Annotated in this window: 13 protein-coding genes; 10 read left to right on the top strand and 3 right to left on the bottom strand. The window is 59.6% G+C overall.

Features of this window, described 5'->3' with window-relative positions:
• Nucleotides 1–18 precede the first annotated feature (18 nt).
• From HB780_RS08660 to HB780_RS08670, 3 genes are all read left to right on the top strand, one after another.
• The gene (locus tag HB780_RS08660) at nt 19–1,869 is read left to right on the top strand and encodes an ABC transporter ATP-binding protein (protein ID WP_183686889.1); all 1,851 of its coding nucleotides are present in this window, start codon (nt 19–21) and stop codon (nt 1,867–1,869) included.
• A 78-nt stretch (nt 1,870–1,947) separates the two neighbouring features.
• Nucleotides 1,948–2,499: a glutathione peroxidase gene (locus tag HB780_RS08665; protein WP_183686892.1), complete on the top strand. Its 552-nt coding sequence runs from the start codon at nt 1,948–1,950 to the stop codon at nt 2,497–2,499.
• Nucleotides 2,500–2,574: 75 nt separating this feature from the next.
• A complete protein-coding gene (locus HB780_RS08670; RefSeq protein ID WP_183686894.1) occupies nt 2,575–2,721 on the top strand; it encodes a hypothetical protein in 147 nt (48 codons plus the stop codon).
• A 75-nt stretch (nt 2,722–2,796) separates the two neighbouring features.
• Here the strand turns inward: HB780_RS08670 and HB780_RS08675 are convergent, their stop codons facing one another.
• Complete coding sequence (locus tag HB780_RS08675; protein ID WP_183686896.1) at nt 2,797–3,588, bottom strand: HpcH/HpaI aldolase family protein; 792 nt, start codon at nt 3,586–3,588, stop codon at nt 2,797–2,799.
• A gap of 321 nt (nt 3,589–3,909) precedes the next feature.
• Here HB780_RS08675 and HB780_RS08680 point away from each other — a divergent pair, with 321 nt between their 5' ends.
• From HB780_RS08680 to HB780_RS08700, 5 genes are all read left to right on the top strand, one after another.
• Nucleotides 3,910–5,109 carry an ROK family transcriptional regulator gene (locus HB780_RS08680; RefSeq protein ID WP_183686898.1) on the top strand — a complete coding sequence of 400 codons (1,200 nt, stop codon included), beginning with the start codon at nt 3,910–3,912 and terminating at the stop codon, nt 5,107–5,109.
• A 63-nt stretch (nt 5,110–5,172) separates the two neighbouring features.
• Nucleotides 5,173–6,762, top strand: a complete 1,590-nt coding sequence (gene ggt, locus HB780_RS08685; RefSeq protein ID WP_183686900.1) for a gamma-glutamyltransferase — start codon at nt 5,173–5,175, stop codon at nt 6,760–6,762.
• Nucleotides 6,763–7,431: 669 nt separating this feature from the next.
• Entirely contained in the window at nt 7,432–8,175 is a 744-nt protein-coding gene (locus tag HB780_RS08690) for a Crp/Fnr family transcriptional regulator (protein ID WP_353622949.1), read from the top strand.
• A gap of 141 nt (nt 8,176–8,316) precedes the next feature.
• Nucleotides 8,317–8,562 (top strand): type II toxin-antitoxin system Phd/YefM family antitoxin, encoded by a 246-nt coding sequence (locus HB780_RS08695; RefSeq protein ID WP_183686902.1) that lies wholly within the window; start codon nt 8,317–8,319, stop codon nt 8,560–8,562.
• On the top strand, nt 8,562–9,008 hold the full coding sequence (locus tag HB780_RS08700) for a type II toxin-antitoxin system VapC family toxin (protein ID WP_183686904.1): 447 nt from the start codon (nt 8,562–8,564) through the stop codon (nt 9,006–9,008). The genes HB780_RS08695 and HB780_RS08700 overlap by 1 nt, the downstream gene beginning before the upstream one ends.
• Nucleotides 9,009–9,012: 4 nt before the next feature.
• Here the strand turns inward: HB780_RS08700 and rhaI are convergent, their stop codons facing one another.
• Nucleotides 9,013–10,305, bottom strand: a complete 1,293-nt coding sequence (gene rhaI, locus HB780_RS08705; protein WP_183686905.1) for an L-rhamnose catabolism isomerase — start codon at nt 10,303–10,305, stop codon at nt 9,013–9,015.
• A 221-nt stretch (nt 10,306–10,526) separates the two neighbouring features.
• The gene (locus HB780_RS08710) at nt 10,527–12,623 is read right to left on the bottom strand and encodes a bifunctional rhamnulose-1-phosphate aldolase/short-chain dehydrogenase (RefSeq protein WP_183686907.1); all 2,097 of its coding nucleotides are present in this window, start codon (nt 12,621–12,623) and stop codon (nt 10,527–10,529) included.
• Between the two features lie 206 nt (nt 12,624–12,829).
• Between HB780_RS08710 and HB780_RS08715 the strand changes: the two genes are divergently transcribed.
• Complete coding sequence (locus tag HB780_RS08715; protein WP_183686909.1) at nt 12,830–13,642, top strand: DeoR/GlpR family DNA-binding transcription regulator; 813 nt, start codon at nt 12,830–12,832, stop codon at nt 13,640–13,642.
• A 54-nt stretch (nt 13,643–13,696) separates the two neighbouring features.
• Nucleotides 13,697–14,692, top strand: a complete 996-nt coding sequence (gene rhaS / locus HB780_RS08720) for a rhamnose ABC transporter substrate-binding protein (protein ID WP_183686911.1) — start codon at nt 13,697–13,699, stop codon at nt 14,690–14,692.
• Nucleotides 14,693–14,723: the final 31 nt, after the last annotated feature.

A 14,723-nucleotide genomic window follows, 5' to 3' on the forward strand; every position in this document is an offset into this window, starting at 1 on the left:
AATCATAAAGGGGAACTCATGACGACCACAGCCGCGCAGCAGACGAATCCCGACGCAAAGCCTGTCCTCTCCGTCTCCAACCTGACGACGTCCTTCCTTGCCGATGGCGAGTGGCGGCCAGTGGTGAAGAACATCTCCTTCGATGTCATGCCGGGAGAAACGGTGGCGATCGTCGGTGAATCCGGCTCCGGAAAGAGTGTTACCTCGTTGTCCATCATGCGCCTGCTTGCCAAGGGCAGCAGCCGCATCGAGGGCTCGGTCAAGCTCAATGGCCGGGAGATCCTTTCGCTCTCGGACAATGAGATGCGCAAGGTGCGTGGCAAGGATATCGCCATGATCTTCCAGGAGCCGATGACCAGCCTCAATCCGATCTTCACCATTGGTCGGCAGATCTCCGAGGCGCTGACTTGCCATGGCGACATCTCCAAGGCGGAAGCCAAGGCCGAGACGATCCGGTTGCTGGAAAAGGTGCGTATCCCGAACGCCGCCTCGCGCTTCGACGAATATCCGCATCAGTTCTCCGGCGGCATGCGCCAGCGCGTGATGATCGCCATGGCGCTGGCCTCGCGGCCGAAGCTTCTGATTGCCGACGAGCCGACGACCGCGCTTGACGTGACGATCCAGGGGCAGATCCTCGACCTCATCAAGGTGCTGCAAGAGGAGGAAGGCATGTCCGTCCTCTTCATCACCCACGACATGGGCGTCGTTGCCGAGATTTCCGACCGCACCATCGTCATGTATCGCGGCGAAGCGGTGGAGACCGGCAATACCGACGACATCTTCCATCGCGGCCAGCATCCTTATACCCGCGCCCTGCTATCCGCCGTGCCGCGCCTCGGCTCGATGAAGGATCAGGCCTGGCCGTTGCGCTTCCCCACCGTCGATATCAGCACAGGCGAGCGCAGCGAGCCGGTACCCCTTGTCGATACGGTCGATCACCGCAAGACGCCGATCCTTGAGGTGAAGAACCTCGTTACCCGCTTCAACCTGCACGGTGGACTGCTCGGCCGCACCACCGGCGCCATCCATGCCGTCGAGAACGTCTCCTTCGATCTCGCGCAGGGCGAAACGCTGTCTCTGGTCGGCGAATCCGGCTGCGGCAAATCGACGACCGGTCGCTCGATCATGCGGCTCATCAATCCCAATGCCGGCGAAGTCCGCCTCGACGGCTATGATGTGATGAAACTCGGCGCGCTCGATCTGCGCCGCATGCGCCGCAGTATCCAGATGATTTTCCAAGACCCCTTCGCCAGCCTCAACCCGCGCATGACCATCGGCGCTGCCGTTGCCGAACCCTTCATCGAACATCGTCTCGGCACCCGCGCCCAGGGGCGCGAGAAGGCGGCCGACCTTTTGGAGCGCGTCGGGTTGAAGGCCGATATGATGTCGCGTTACCCGCATGAATTTTCGGGCGGCCAGCGCCAGCGCATCTGCATCGCCCGCGCGCTTGCCCTCGACCCGAAGGTCATCGTCGCCGACGAAAGCGTCTCGGCGCTCGACGTCTCGATCAAGGCACAGGTCTGCAACCTCCTGATGGACCTGCAGCAAAGCCTCAATCTCGCCTATCTCTTCATCTCGCACGACATGGCCGTGGTCGAACGCGTCAGCCATCGCGTCGCGGTGATGTATCTCGGAGAGATCGTCGAGATCGGCCCTCGTGCTTCGGTGTTCGAGAACCCGCAGCATCCCTATACCAAGAAGCTGATGGCGGCCGTCCCGGTCCCCGATCCGGCCCGGCGCGGCATTAAGCGCAATCTCGCCGTCGAGGAGCTGAAGAGCCCGGTGCGGCCGGTCGGCTACATCTCGCCGATGCGTCGGTATCGTGAGGTCACGAATGGTCACCTCGTCCAGATGGATGAGGCCGCTTAAGCCGGATCGTGACCTTGACTTCATCGGTAGCAGGGGATGATATCCGCCCCTGTTTCAAGATGATTTGGAGTGATTGCGATGACCGACAGCGTGCTTGATATTCCGGTAAAGAGGATCGATGGCAGCGAGACGACGCTTGCCGACTACAGCGGCAAGGTCATCATGGTCGTCAATGTCGCCTCCAAATGCGGCCTGACGGTGCAATATGAATCGCTGGAAAAGCTCTATGAGGACAAGCGCGATGACGGCCTCGTCATCGCCGGTTTTCCGGCCAATGACTTCAAGGGCCAGGAACCGGGCACGGACGAAGACATCCTGAGCTTCTGCACCCTCACCTATGACGTACAGTTCCCGATGTTTTCCAAGATCGCGGTAACAGGCGCAGAGCGGCATCCGCTCTACAACAGCCTGATCGGCTCCGGCGTCGAGATCACCGGTGACGGACCGATGCGCGAACGCCTCGCAAAGCACGGTCTCGAAACCGGCCAGGATGGCGGTGTCGTCTGGAATTTTGAAAAATTCCTGATCGGCCGCGACGGCAAGGTTGCCGCCCGCTTTGCGCCTGACGTCACGGCGGACGATCCGCGCCTGCTGATAGTTCTGGAAAAAGAATTGGCCCGCGCCGTTTGAGCATTGCGCTGCGCGTTGACTTAAGAAAAATCAACCTTAAAGTGTATCCATTGCATCCATCTGCCGGGGGATATTATGGACAGATACACCAAAACTATTTTGACGGTCATCGCAGTGGCGCTCGTCGCTATCGCCGCTCAGAACACTATCACGCCGGCAAAAGCGCGCGGCGACAATTGCGGCTCCTACATGGAGCCGTGCTTTGTCAAAGTGCTGAACTGAGACCGCCGTCACTCTAATCACATCAAAACCAGGACCGGCGGCAACAATGCGGAGCCCCGGTCCCGGCAAATCCAATCAGGACGCGGCGAGTTTACGCGCGGCGGCAATCGCGGTGCGGGCGCCTGTGCGCAGTTGTGCCGTCTCTGCGCCAGCGATCACCAGATCGAGACCGAGCTTCAAATATTGTCCGGCGCGCTCGCCATCGCTGCCGAAGGCGCAGATCAACTTGCCGTGGGCGCGGCAGCGCGCAAGCGCATGCGCCATCGCCTGATCGATTGCGGCACTATCAGGGGCAAGCCGCGCGCCGTTCGATAGCGCGATGGAGAGATCGGCCGGGCCGACGAAAATGCCGTCGATGCCATCGACAGTGAGAATCTCGTCGATGGCGTCGAGTGCCATGCGGGTCTCTACCATGGCGATCGTGACCGTCAGACTGTTGCCGCGCTGCAGATAATCGTCAGGCGCGATGCCAAAATGGTTGAGGGCGAGCGATGGTCCCCAGCTCCGCTCGCCGAGCGGCGGATATTTCGTTGCCTTGACGAGGGCGCGGGCATCATCGGCGGAATTGATCATCGGCGCGATGATACCGGAAGCGCCGGCATCCAGAAGCCGCGAGGCCGAGGCGAAATCGCCGACGGGGATGCGCCCGATCGCCGGTTTGCCGGCCAACCGCACCTGGGCGATACCATTGGCGGCGGACGCCATATCCCACATGCCATGCTGCATATCGAGCACGACCGCATCGAAATCTTCCTGCGACAGGTGATTGACGAGCAATGGATCGGGCGTGCCAATCCAGGCAGAAATCATACCGCCATTTTCCCGACGTTTCAGACGCCCGGCAAAACCGTCAATATCAATCGTCATGGTGATTTTCCTCAATAATTACCACGCCCTCAGCGAGCGAGATATTCCCTCCAGGACCTTCTTCAACAGCACAAGCAAGACCCTCATCCCCACCGACAATACTCAATTCCAGCGCCTCGGCTACCCCGAAAATACAACCGACGACGCATGCCGTCATGGCCGCTTTAAAACCGCGAACAGCGCCCAGCCATCAATTTAGTAAAGAAAACTCACCAAAAGAGCACCGCGAAGTGACGCAATCCCCCTGAAAATTACGAATCCCGGTCTTGACGCCTTATTTAATTGTCATAGTTTGTTTGAAAAATTGACGAATTGGCGACGATGACTATATCAACCTCTGTTCCCCACACCCGGCAGATCACATCGCGCACAGTATTGCGCGCCATCTTCGAAACCGCGCCCGTATCCCGTGCCGAACTGGCGCGGCTGACGGGGCTCTCGAAGCAGAGCATGTCCGAGATCGTTCGCGATCTGGAGACAGAGGGCTGGCTGCGCGTCACCGGCCGCACCCAGGGCACGGTTGGCCGAAGCGCGGTCACTTATGAGCTGGAGCCGCACAAGGCTTTCGTCTTCGGCGCAGATGTTGGAGGCACCAAGATCCATGCCGCGCTGGCCGACCTCACAGGTTCCATTCTTGGCGAGATCAAGGAGGGCACGGATGCGCGCGGCGGCGGCCACGTCATCGACCAGATCGTGCGCATGCATGAAGCACTGCTGCAAAAATCCGGCATTGCCGCAAAATCCGTGGAAATGGGCGCGATCGGCATTCCCGGCGCCATCCATCCGAAGACCCGGCAATTGGCGATGGTGCCGAATATCCCCAGCCTGACGGAATTGGCCCTTGAGGATAGTCTCCGCGACAGGCTTGGTCACGACATCCTCATCGACAACGACGTCAATCTGGGCGCCCTTGGCGAGCAGTGGCGCGGTGATGGCCGCAGCATCGACAATTTCGTCTTTGTAGCGCTTGGCACCGGTATCGGCATGGGCATCATCAATGAAGGCCGCCTTATCCGCGGCGCGCGTGGAGCGGCCGGCGAAATCTCCACGCTGCCGATCGGCGCCGATCCTTTCGATTCCCGCAGTTTCGCGGCCGGCGCGCTCGAATCGTCGATCGGCAGCATCGCCATTCGTGGTCGTTATGAAGCGCTCGGCGGTACGCCCGGCCTCAGCGTGCGCGAAATGTTCGAGCGCAAGGATGACCCGGCCGCCGCTATCGTGATCGACGAAGTGGCGCGCCTCGTCGCCACATCGCTCGTCGCCATTGCTGCCGTGGTCGATCCGGAAAGGGTGATTTTCGGAGGCAGCGTGGGAGCCCGGCCCGAACTGGTCGAGCGGATCAGCTTCTATCTGTCGCGCTGCGTGCCGGTGCCGCTATCCTGCACCATCAGTCCGCTTGGCAGCAAAGCCGGCCTGATCGGCGCCATTGCTGCGGCACTTGACCGGTTTCGCACGACATTGTTCGAAATTCCCGGACGCGGCGAGCACGGCAAGGGTTCCATGATGGAAAAAACACCTTAAAACGATAGAAAGGCCGCGATCGTTCGCGGAGGCGGATAGGACGAACAGAGGACGTTGAGAGACATGCAGCAGCGGGATTTTTTCAAGCCGGGCCGTTCGGTCGCCGTTTCCGACAGGGGCATGGCGGCAACTTCGCATCCGCTGGCAACGCTTGCAGCCGTCGACATCCTGCGTGCCGGTGGCAGCGCGGTGGATGCAGCGGTTGCCGCAGTCGCGCTGCAATCCGTCATCGACCCGCACATGACCGGCATCGGCGGCGACTGCTTCGCCCTTTATAGCGCAGCCGGCGGCATGCCGGTGGCGCTCAACGGATCCGGCCGCGCGCCGCAAAAGGCGAAACTCGATTATTTCCTCGAAAAGGGCTTCACCGCCATTCCCGACGACAGCCCGCATGCGGTGACGATTCCAGGCGCCATCGATGCCTGGTGCCGGCTGATCGGCGCCTACGGTCGGTTCGATATGGGCCGCGTTCTCGCGCCGGCGATCGCAGCAGCTGAAGAGGGCTATTGCATCACGCCGCGCGTCGAACTCGACTGGGATCGCTACAGCGACCGCGTCGCCAAACACCCCGCCTCATCAGCCTATTTCCTGCCGGATGGCCGGGCGCCACGGACCGGCGAACGCATGACCAATCCGGCGTTGGCCGCCACGCTGAAAGCCGTCGCCAGGGACGGTCGCGATGCCTTCTATCGTGGTCAGGTGGCCGAGGAGATCACCCAGGTTCTGCAATCGCTCGGCGGTCTGCATGAGGAAAGCGATTTCGCCGACTATAAGGCGTTTGAGACCACACCGATCTCCGGCAAGTTCCGCGGCCGCGATCTCATCGAGTGCCCTCCGAATGGCCAGGGACTGGCCGCCCTGTTGATCACCCGCATCCTCGACGGCTTCGATCTGCGCGATCCCAAGCTCTCGGAGGCAGATCGTATCCATCTGCATGCCGAGGCCACCAAGGCCGGCTATGCCATGCGCGACCAGTTGATCAGCGATCCGGATTATCTGACCTTCGACATCGACGAATTGCTGTCCGACCGCTCGATCGCTGCCATGCGCGTGAAAATCAGCCTTGAACGCGCCGCCGATGCCTCTATCTGGGATGGGCCGACACACAGGGACACGGTCTATGTCTCCGTGGTCGATCGCGACGGCAATGCGATCTCGCTGATCAACTCGGTCTTCATGCCCTTCGGCAGCGGCATCTACGCGCCACGCTCCGGCGTGCTGCTGCAGAACCGCGGCGCGGGCTTCGTCGTCAAGCAAGGACATCCGAACGCCATCGGCCCCGGCAAGCTGCCCTTCCACACCATCATCCCGGCGATGCTGATGGAGAATGGCAAGGTGCGCATGAGCTTCGGCGTCATGGGCGGACAATATCAGGCGGCCGGCCATGCCCATATGCTGACACAAATCCTCGACCGCGATCTCGATCCGCAACAGGCAAGCGACCAGCCGCGCAGCTTCTGCTTTGGCGGCAAGCTGTCGCTGGAACCGACAATTTCGGAAGAGACGAAGCGGGATCTCGAACGGCGCGGCCATGTCGCCGAATGGGCAGACGAGCCGATCGGCGGCGCGCAGGCGATCATGATCGATCACGAACGCGGCGTCCTGCTCGGTGCTTCCGACCATCGCAAGGACGGGGTCGCTCTCGGTTATTGAGTTTGGCGGAGGATGTCACGGCAATTTTCGTGCTGAGCTCGCGCCTGATCGAAGAGGTGCATGACGAACGTGGCCGTGGCCCCATACAAACCAATTTCAGATAGATAGTGTGATGCCCAGTCCGGGTTGCTCATATCGCCTGATAGCGCCGCGCTGAGCCCATTGCACGAGGCCGAACAACACACGAATCACCTCTCCCGAGTAGAGTTATCTCCCTCGTCATTGCGGTGACGAAGGAGATAACTCTGAGCCTCCCCCAAAAGGCTCAAATCATCTTTGTCCTATACCGGACAAAAGTACATATCTTCGGCCGAATTAAATCGAGTTCGGCGCATAAACCTACAAAACACGATCGCAGCCAAAAACTTTTACTGCAGGATACCGGTAAGAAACCGCAGAAATTTTTATCTAAGTTACTTTGTTTTCTGGCATATGACGATTTATGGTTGTGATGTCGCGGCGTGTTTAGGCCAGGCGTGCCCAAGCATTGTCCGAGAATTTCACATTGGCAGCGGCCTCTGTCTTAATATACTTTTTATGTGCGATATCGTGCAGAGACTCCAGGCCAGCTTGCGCATTTTTTTCGATGAACATAAATCGAACACTATCAGAGACTAGGATTATTGATCGGCTGCAGACTTCACTGGCGCGGCCGACTGGGAGACCCGATTGCTCTTGCCCTTACGAGGAGAGAGCATGTCCCCGCCTAAAAAATCAGAGATTCGCAATACACTTTTAAGGTCCTTGTCCGATCAGGACTTCGATCATATTGCGCTTCATCTCGAGTGCATTGATCTTCCAAAACGGTTTATGATCGCAACGCCTGATAGGATCAGCGACTATATCTATTTTCTCGAAACAGGGATCGGATCGGTCGTCGTCCGCGCGCCCGACGGAAAGAGCGCCGAGATAGGCATCTTCGGCCGCGAGGGATTTTCCCCCACCGTTGCCCTTCAAGGGGCCGACTCAGCACCCTTCTCGATATTCATGCAGGTTGCTGGCACGGGATATCGCATCCAGAACGCCTACATCATGGCAGCTGCAAGCGATCGGCTTGAGCTGCGCAATCTGCTTTTGAGATACGTCCAGGCTGCGTCAATTCAAACGGCCTATACCGCATTCTCGAACGCGGCAGACCAGATCGAGCAGCGCTTGGCGCGTTGGCTTCTGATGTGCCACGATCGCACTGACGGCGACAAGATTGACCTGACCCATGACTTTCTTGCCGTCATGCTTGCGGTCCGCCGGCAAAGTGTCACGACAACCCTGCACGTTCTTGAGGGAAAGCACCTTGTCCTCTCCCAACGCGGCTTCGTCACAATTAGAGATCGCGCCGGCCTGGAGGCCCTTGCAGGAAGCTCCTATGGCGTGCCAGAGCGTGAGTATCGTAGGCTGATCAGCCAGACCGTTTAAATCTGGGCCAGGAAGTAATTTCCGCTTCGCGCGCCATCCGTCCGGCACCCCTTCTCGTCGGATTACTCGATTGCTGTCGGCATATTGACGGGACTTCAGGTCAGTTTTATATTATGACCACAGTAGTCATATAGGTGACCTATGAGAGAAATTCAGCTAAAGGACGCGAAGGCAACACTTTCCGCCGTTGTCGATGACGCTCTCAGCGGCAACGCGGCAATCATCACCCGCCATGGCGAACGCACCGCCGTTGTCATTTCCTATGACGAATATCAGAAGCTGAAGCAGGTTCCGTCTTTCGGTTGGTTGCTAACCAATGCGCCGCTCGAAGACGACGACCTACCCCTGCGCAAGCCAGGCCGTTTGCTACGCGGTGACGATATCTAATGTATCTTCTGGATACGAATATTATCTCCGCGACATCGCCACTACGTGCCCAAGATTTGCTGTCTCAGGCGACCAGGGCATGGATCGCAGCCCATGCCGATCGGTTTTTCCTATCCACCGTGACCGTTGCTGAAATAGAAATTGGGATTGCCAAAGCCCAGCGGACAGGTGCCAGCAAGAAAGCCGGCTTGCTTGGCGAATGGCTGGAACTGACCCTTCATCTCTATGGCGAACGTATCCTGGCACTCGATACGGCAACGGCACGGATTGCCGGCCGGCTATTCGACCAAGCGGTAGGACGTGGTGGAGATCCCGGGTTCGAAGATGCAGCCATTGCCGCAACGGCTTTGCGGCATGATTACACGGTTCTCACCCGAAACCTGAGGCACTTCCGGCTGATGGACATCCGCTCTCTAGATCCCTTCGCCAATCCGCCGGAACTTTAGTTCTTCAGATAATCCCGCCGCTCCCACCAACGGAAGCCGGACGCTCGCTTGCGACCTTCCCGCGATAACCACTCGCGCGATAAGCCGCGACCGGATCGATGGCGCCGCCTGTACGACGGCGGGCTTCGGCGAGGATCGGCTCGACATCGGCTCGATAGGCCCGCTTCAACGTGTCGGACGCCATCAGCGCGTCATTGGCATCCTGATATTCCGCCAGTGCCTTGCGGTCGACGATCAGCGCCTGCGCGTAGGCCCGGCGGATTTCGTTGGCGCTGGAGATCAGGCTTTCGATCGGATCAGTGACATTGTGCGACTGGTCGATCATATGCGCCGGATTGAAGTCGTTGACGCCGCGCTGCTCCGCATCGATCAGTTCGTTGAAGACAAGGAACAGGCGGTAGGGCTCGATCGCGCCGGCGTCGAGATCGTCGTCGCCATATTTCGAATCGTTGAAGTGGAAGCCGCCGAGCTTGCCGAACTGGATCAGGCGGGCGACGATCATCTCGATATTGGTGTTCGGCGCGTGATGGCCGAGATCGACGAGGCACTGGGCTTTCGGGCCGAGCGTCTGCGCGATCAGGTAGTTGGTTCCCCAATCCTGCACGACACTGGAATAGAAAGCCGGCTCGTACATCTTGTGTTCGGAAAACAGCCGCCAGTCGTCCGGCAGCGCCTTGTAGATGTCCGCCATGGCGGCGAGATAGCGCTCGAATGCCCTGGTGAAATTGCTCTGGCCGGGGAAATTCGAGCCGTCGCCGACCCAGACGGTCAGCGCCTTGGAACCGATGGCCTTGCCGATCTCGATGCATTCGAGATTATGCTCGACGGCCTGCGCACGGGTTGCCGCGTCGACATGGCTAAGCGAGCCGTATTTGTAGGAATGTGCCTGGCCAGCGGCGTCGGAGAAGGTGTTGGAGTTCATGGCGTCGAAGCCGAGGCCAAGCACATCGCCCTTTGCCTTGATTTCCCGGACATCTGCCTTGTCCCAGGGGATATGCAGCGAAACGGTCGGCGTTGCGCGCGTCAACTGGTTGATGACGGCGCAATCGTCGAGCTTGTCGAAAATGCCGCGCGGCTCACCGGTGCCCGGAAAGCGGGCAAAGCGCGTGCCGCCCGTGCCGACGCCCCAGGAGGGAATGGCGACGAAGAATTCGGAAACCTTCTTCGTTACGGCTTCGATATCGACGCCACGACGGGCGAGATTTGCGCCCAGCGCCTCATAATCGGATTTGAGCGCGACGGCGCGCTTTTCATTTTCAATAGCGACCAGATCCGGCGCGATTCTAAACTCAGCCATTCTTTCCTCCCAGATACGTCATTCGAAACATTAAAGTGCGATCACCCTGCAGGCCACCACCCGCCCTCGCCCTTCGAGGGCCCTACGGGCCTCAGGGTGAGGGCTGATCTCCGCAATCGCTACTCAACCCTCATGGTGAGGTGCGCGGCCGCAAGAGTGGAGCGAATGCGGCAGGGCCTCGAACCACGAGGGTGGCCCTGAGGCTGCCACTTCCTCGCTAACTACCGCGTAAAGCTCTGCGCGTTGCCGGCGTCGACGTTAATGATATTGCCGGTCGACTTGGCGGAAAGGTCCGAAGCCAGGAAATAGATCGCCTCGGCAATATCCTCCGGGAAGACATTGAGCTTCAGCATGGAACGCTTGCGGTAGTGTTCCTCAAGATCATCCACCTCGATCTTCGACGAGGCAGCGCGCTGCTCGCGCCATTCGCCGTTCCAGATCTTCGAGCCGCGCAGGACCGCATCGGGATTGACCGTGTTGACGCGAATGCCCGCATCCGCACCTTCAAGCGCCAGGCAGCGCGCCAGATGAATCTCCGCGGCCTTGGCCGTGCAATAGGCGGCGGCGTTCGGCGATGACGCTAGACCATTCTTCGAAGCGACGAAGACGACATTGCCGCCGATGTTCTGACGGCGGAAGAGCCGGAAGGCCTCGCGCGAGACGAGGAAATAGCCGGTGGCGAGAATGTCAATATTGCGGTTCCACATCGAAAGCTCGGTGCTTTCGATTGGCGCTGAGGAAGCAATGCCGGCATTGGAGACGAGGATATCGATACCGCCGAACTCGACGCAGGCTTCGGCGAAGGAGGAAATGACCCCCTCTTCCTTGGTCACGTCGAGCCTGACGCTGCGCACAGCGTCGGCGCCGTATCTCTTGGCGAAGTCGGCCTGCGTGTTCTCAAGTGCCGCCTGGTCGATGTCAGCCAGCACGACGCAGGCACCCTCGTCCACCAGACGCGCCGCTGTGGCGCGGCCGATGCCGCCGGCACCACCGGTGACGAAGGCGACGCGGCCGGCAAGGCTCTTCGGCTTCGGCATGCGCTGCAGCTTTGCCTCTTCCAGCAGCCAATATTCGATGTCGAAGGCCTCCTGCTCCGGCAGCCCCTGATATTCGGAGACGGTGGAAGCGCCACGCATGACGTTGATGGCGTTGACGTAAAACTCGCCGGCAATGCGCGCCGTCGCCTTGTCGCGGGCAAAGGACAGCAGGCCGACGCCCGGCACCAGGAAGATCACCGGATTAGGATCACGCATGGCGGGCGAATTGTCGTGCTTGCAGTCATTGTAATAGCGGGCGTAATCGGCGCGATAATCTTCCAGCGCCTTGTCGAGACCGGCGATCACCGCATTGGCATCCGGCTTGGCCGGATCGAAATCGACGATCAGCGGGCGGATCTTGGTGCGCAGGAAATGGTCCGGGCAGCTGGTGCCGAGCGCGCCGAGCGGACGCAGATCCCTGGAATTGACGAAGTCGAGCACGGCATCCTGATCGTCGAAATGACCGAGCTTGCGCTCCGCCTTGCCGATGCGGCCGCGGATTTCCGGCATCAGCCGTGCGGCGATCGCGCGGCGTTCCGCTTGCGGCAGGCTCTGAGCAACAGCGCCACCGAAGATGGTCTTGCCTTCGGTCTTTGCCGCAAACCATTGAATGGCCTTGTTGATGATCGCAAGCGTCAGCTCGTAGCAATCCTTAGCATCGTTGGCCCAGGTGAACAGGCCGTGGCTTTCAAGCACAACGCCCTTGGAATTCGGATGCGCCTTGACGAAGGCTTCGAGATCGAGGCCGAGCTGGAAGCCCGGACGGCGCCAGGGTAGCCAGCCAATGTCGTCACCGAAGATTTCGCGGGTCAGTTCGCGGGAATTCTTGGCGGCGGCAATCGCGATGATCGCGTCCGGGTGCATGTGGTCGACATGGGTAAATGGCACGAAACCGTGCAGCGGCGTGTCGATGGAAGCGGCGCGGGCATTGAGATTGTAGGTGCAATGCGGCAGGAAGCCGACCATGCGATCCTCGTCGGCAACACCCTTGTAGATGCTCTTCAGGCTGTCGAGCTTGTCCTGATAAAGCGTTGCGAAGCCGTCGAGCTTGATGGTGCCGACATCGCCGCCGGAGCCCTTGACCCACAGGATCTTGACCTTCTCGCCGGTCAGCGGGTCGGTTTCCATGACCTTGGCCGACGTGTTGCCGCCACCGTAATTGGTGATACGCTTGTCGGCGCCAAGCAGATTGGAGCGGTAGAGCAACTTGCCCGGCTCGTCGAGCTTGGCCGCATAAGCGTCATCCCAACGATTGTCCAGAAGTCGAACCTCAGCCGTCATGTCATCCTCCCATAGAATCTTCATTTGCAAGCGCACCGAAACCACGGAATTACGCCGTTACGATCAGGATATCGCTCACGTAGAGTCGTTTTGTCAATCGAAAACGATCATATTCAATAATGCTGCGGTGCAGTATGAAAGTTTATGATCGTTTATGATTGACACCTTGCCATATTTACGGAATAACCGCCAACAAGGAGGAACCGATGCACGAACGCGAACGCCATCGCATTATTTTGAGCGCCGTACAGGAAAAACCTGTCGTGACGATTCAGGATATCTCTGAATTGACCGAGGCCTCTGAAGCGACGATCCGCCGTGATATCGCAGCCCTGCATGTACAGGGAAAGATCCGGCGCGTGCGTGGCGGCGCCGAATCGATCCATCCCCCGCAGCTCGGCAATCTGGCCGGCCGACCCTTCCGTGTTTCAGAAGGCGTCAATATCGATAAGAAACGCGCAATAGCGCGCAAGGCCGCCGAATTGTGCAATCCGGGCGACGCCATCATCATCAATGGCGGCACGACGACATTCCAGCTCGTCCACTATATCTCAGCCTTCCGGCTGCAGGTGATGACCAATTCCTTCGCGATCGCCGAACATCTGGTCAAGCATTCGAAAAACACGGTGACGGTTCCAGGCGGCGCGATCTATCGCGAGCAAAGCCTGATCCTGTCACCCTTCGACAATGACACGACCCGGAATTTCTACGCGCGGCGCATGTTCATCGGTGCCCAGGGCGTCGGCCCGCTCGGCATCATGGAGGCGGACGCGTTGCTGATCCAGAGCGAGCAGAAGCTGATGCGCCAGGCCGACGAACTGATCGTCATGGTCGATTCCAGCAAGTTCAAGCAGCGCTCCAGCCTGATTCTGTGTCCGCTCGAACAGGTGACGACCATCATCACCGACGACGGCATTTCAGCGGAGACCGTAAGGATGATCGAGAACGCGGGCGTATCACTGATCATAACAAGCATTTCGGCACAGGTCGAAGAGGAGGATTCCCCATCAGTCGCGTGAGGTTCGCGGCTGTTGCGGAGTGAGCATAGCCTATCAACTTTGGGAGGAAGAGACATGAATATTGCAAAGAAACTGGCGGTTGGCGTAGCGCTCGCCGCGGCACTGATGGCCAGCACGGCAAGTGCGAAGGACATCAAGATCGGCCTCGTGGTGAAGTCGCTCGGCAACGGCTTCTTCGAAGCGGCCAACAAGGGCGCACAGGAAGCTGCCAAGGAACTCGGCGGCGTCCAGGTGATCTATACCGGCCCGACCTCGACGACGGCTGAAGGCCAGATCGAAGTCATCAATTCGCTGATCGCGCAGGGCGTCGACGCCATCGCCATCTCCGCCAATGATCCGGACGCCGTCGTCCCTGCCCTGAAGAAGGCAACGCAGCGCGGCATCAAGGTCATTTCCTGGGATTCCGGCGTTGCAAAGGCCGGCCGCATCCTGCAGCTGAACCCGTCTTCGAACGCGCTGATCGGCAAGATGTGCCTGACGCTCGCCAAGGATCATCTTGACGGCGGCAAGGGCGATTTCGCCATCCTGTCGGCCACCACCACCTCGACCAACCAGAACATCTGGATCGGCGAGATGAAGAAGCAGCTGAAGGACTTCCCGGGCCTCAACCTCGTCACCACCGTCTATGGTGATGACCTCTCGGACAAGAGCTACCGCGAAGCCCAGGGCCTTCTGACCTCGCATCCGGAAGTAAAGGTCATCGTCGCTCCGACCACCGTCGGCGTGCTGGCCGCCTCGCAGGCCGTCAAGGATGCCGGCAAGATCGGCAAGGTCTACGTGACCGGTCTCGGCCTCCCGTCAGAAATGGCCGGCGCCATCAAGTCGGGTGCGACGAAGGAATTCGCGATCTGGAACCCGATCGACCTCGGCTACTCGGCAACCCAGATCGCTTATCGCCTCGTCAAGGGTGAAACCACCGGCAAGCCGGGCAGCGAGATCAATGCCGGCCGCATGGGCAAGATCAAGGTCGGCGAAGACAGCGAAGCCGCCATGGCCGATCCCTTCGTCTACAACGCTACGAATATCGATCAGTTCTCCAAGGTTTTCTGATCAAAGCCTCGTTCGCAGCTTTCCGGCGGCC

It is taken from the genome of Rhizobium lusitanum (assembly GCF_014189535.1).
Taxonomy (GTDB): Bacteria; Pseudomonadota; Alphaproteobacteria; order Rhizobiales; family Rhizobiaceae; genus Rhizobium; species Rhizobium lusitanum_C.

Coding starts and splice junctions, on each gene's coding strand:
- HB780_RS08660 (WP_183686889.1), top strand. CDS start 19: ATGACGACCACAGCCGCGCAGCAGACGAATCCCGACGCAAAGCCTGTC.
- HB780_RS08665 (WP_183686892.1), top strand. CDS start 1,948: ATGACCGACAGCGTGCTTGATATTCCGGTAAAGAGGATCGATGGCAGC.
- HB780_RS08670 (WP_183686894.1), top strand. CDS start 2,575: ATGGACAGATACACCAAAACTATTTTGACGGTCATCGCAGTGGCGCTC.
- HB780_RS08675 (WP_183686896.1), bottom strand. CDS start 3,588: ATGACGATTGATATTGACGGTTTTGCCGGGCGTCTGAAACGTCGGGAA.
- HB780_RS08680 (WP_183686898.1), top strand. CDS start 3,910: ATGACTATATCAACCTCTGTTCCCCACACCCGGCAGATCACATCGCGC.
- ggt (WP_183686900.1), top strand. CDS start 5,173: ATGCAGCAGCGGGATTTTTTCAAGCCGGGCCGTTCGGTCGCCGTTTCC.
- HB780_RS08695 (WP_183686902.1), top strand. CDS start 8,317: ATGAGAGAAATTCAGCTAAAGGACGCGAAGGCAACACTTTCCGCCGTT.
- HB780_RS08700 (WP_183686904.1), top strand. CDS start 8,562: ATGTATCTTCTGGATACGAATATTATCTCCGCGACATCGCCACTACGT.
- rhaI (WP_183686905.1), bottom strand. CDS start 10,305: ATGGCTGAGTTTAGAATCGCGCCGGATCTGGTCGCTATTGAAAATGAA.
- HB780_RS08710 (WP_183686907.1), bottom strand. CDS start 12,623: ATGACGGCTGAGGTTCGACTTCTGGACAATCGTTGGGATGACGCTTAT.
- HB780_RS08715 (WP_183686909.1), top strand. CDS start 12,830: ATGCACGAACGCGAACGCCATCGCATTATTTTGAGCGCCGTACAGGAA.
- rhaS (WP_183686911.1), top strand. CDS start 13,697: ATGAATATTGCAAAGAAACTGGCGGTTGGCGTAGCGCTCGCCGCGGCA.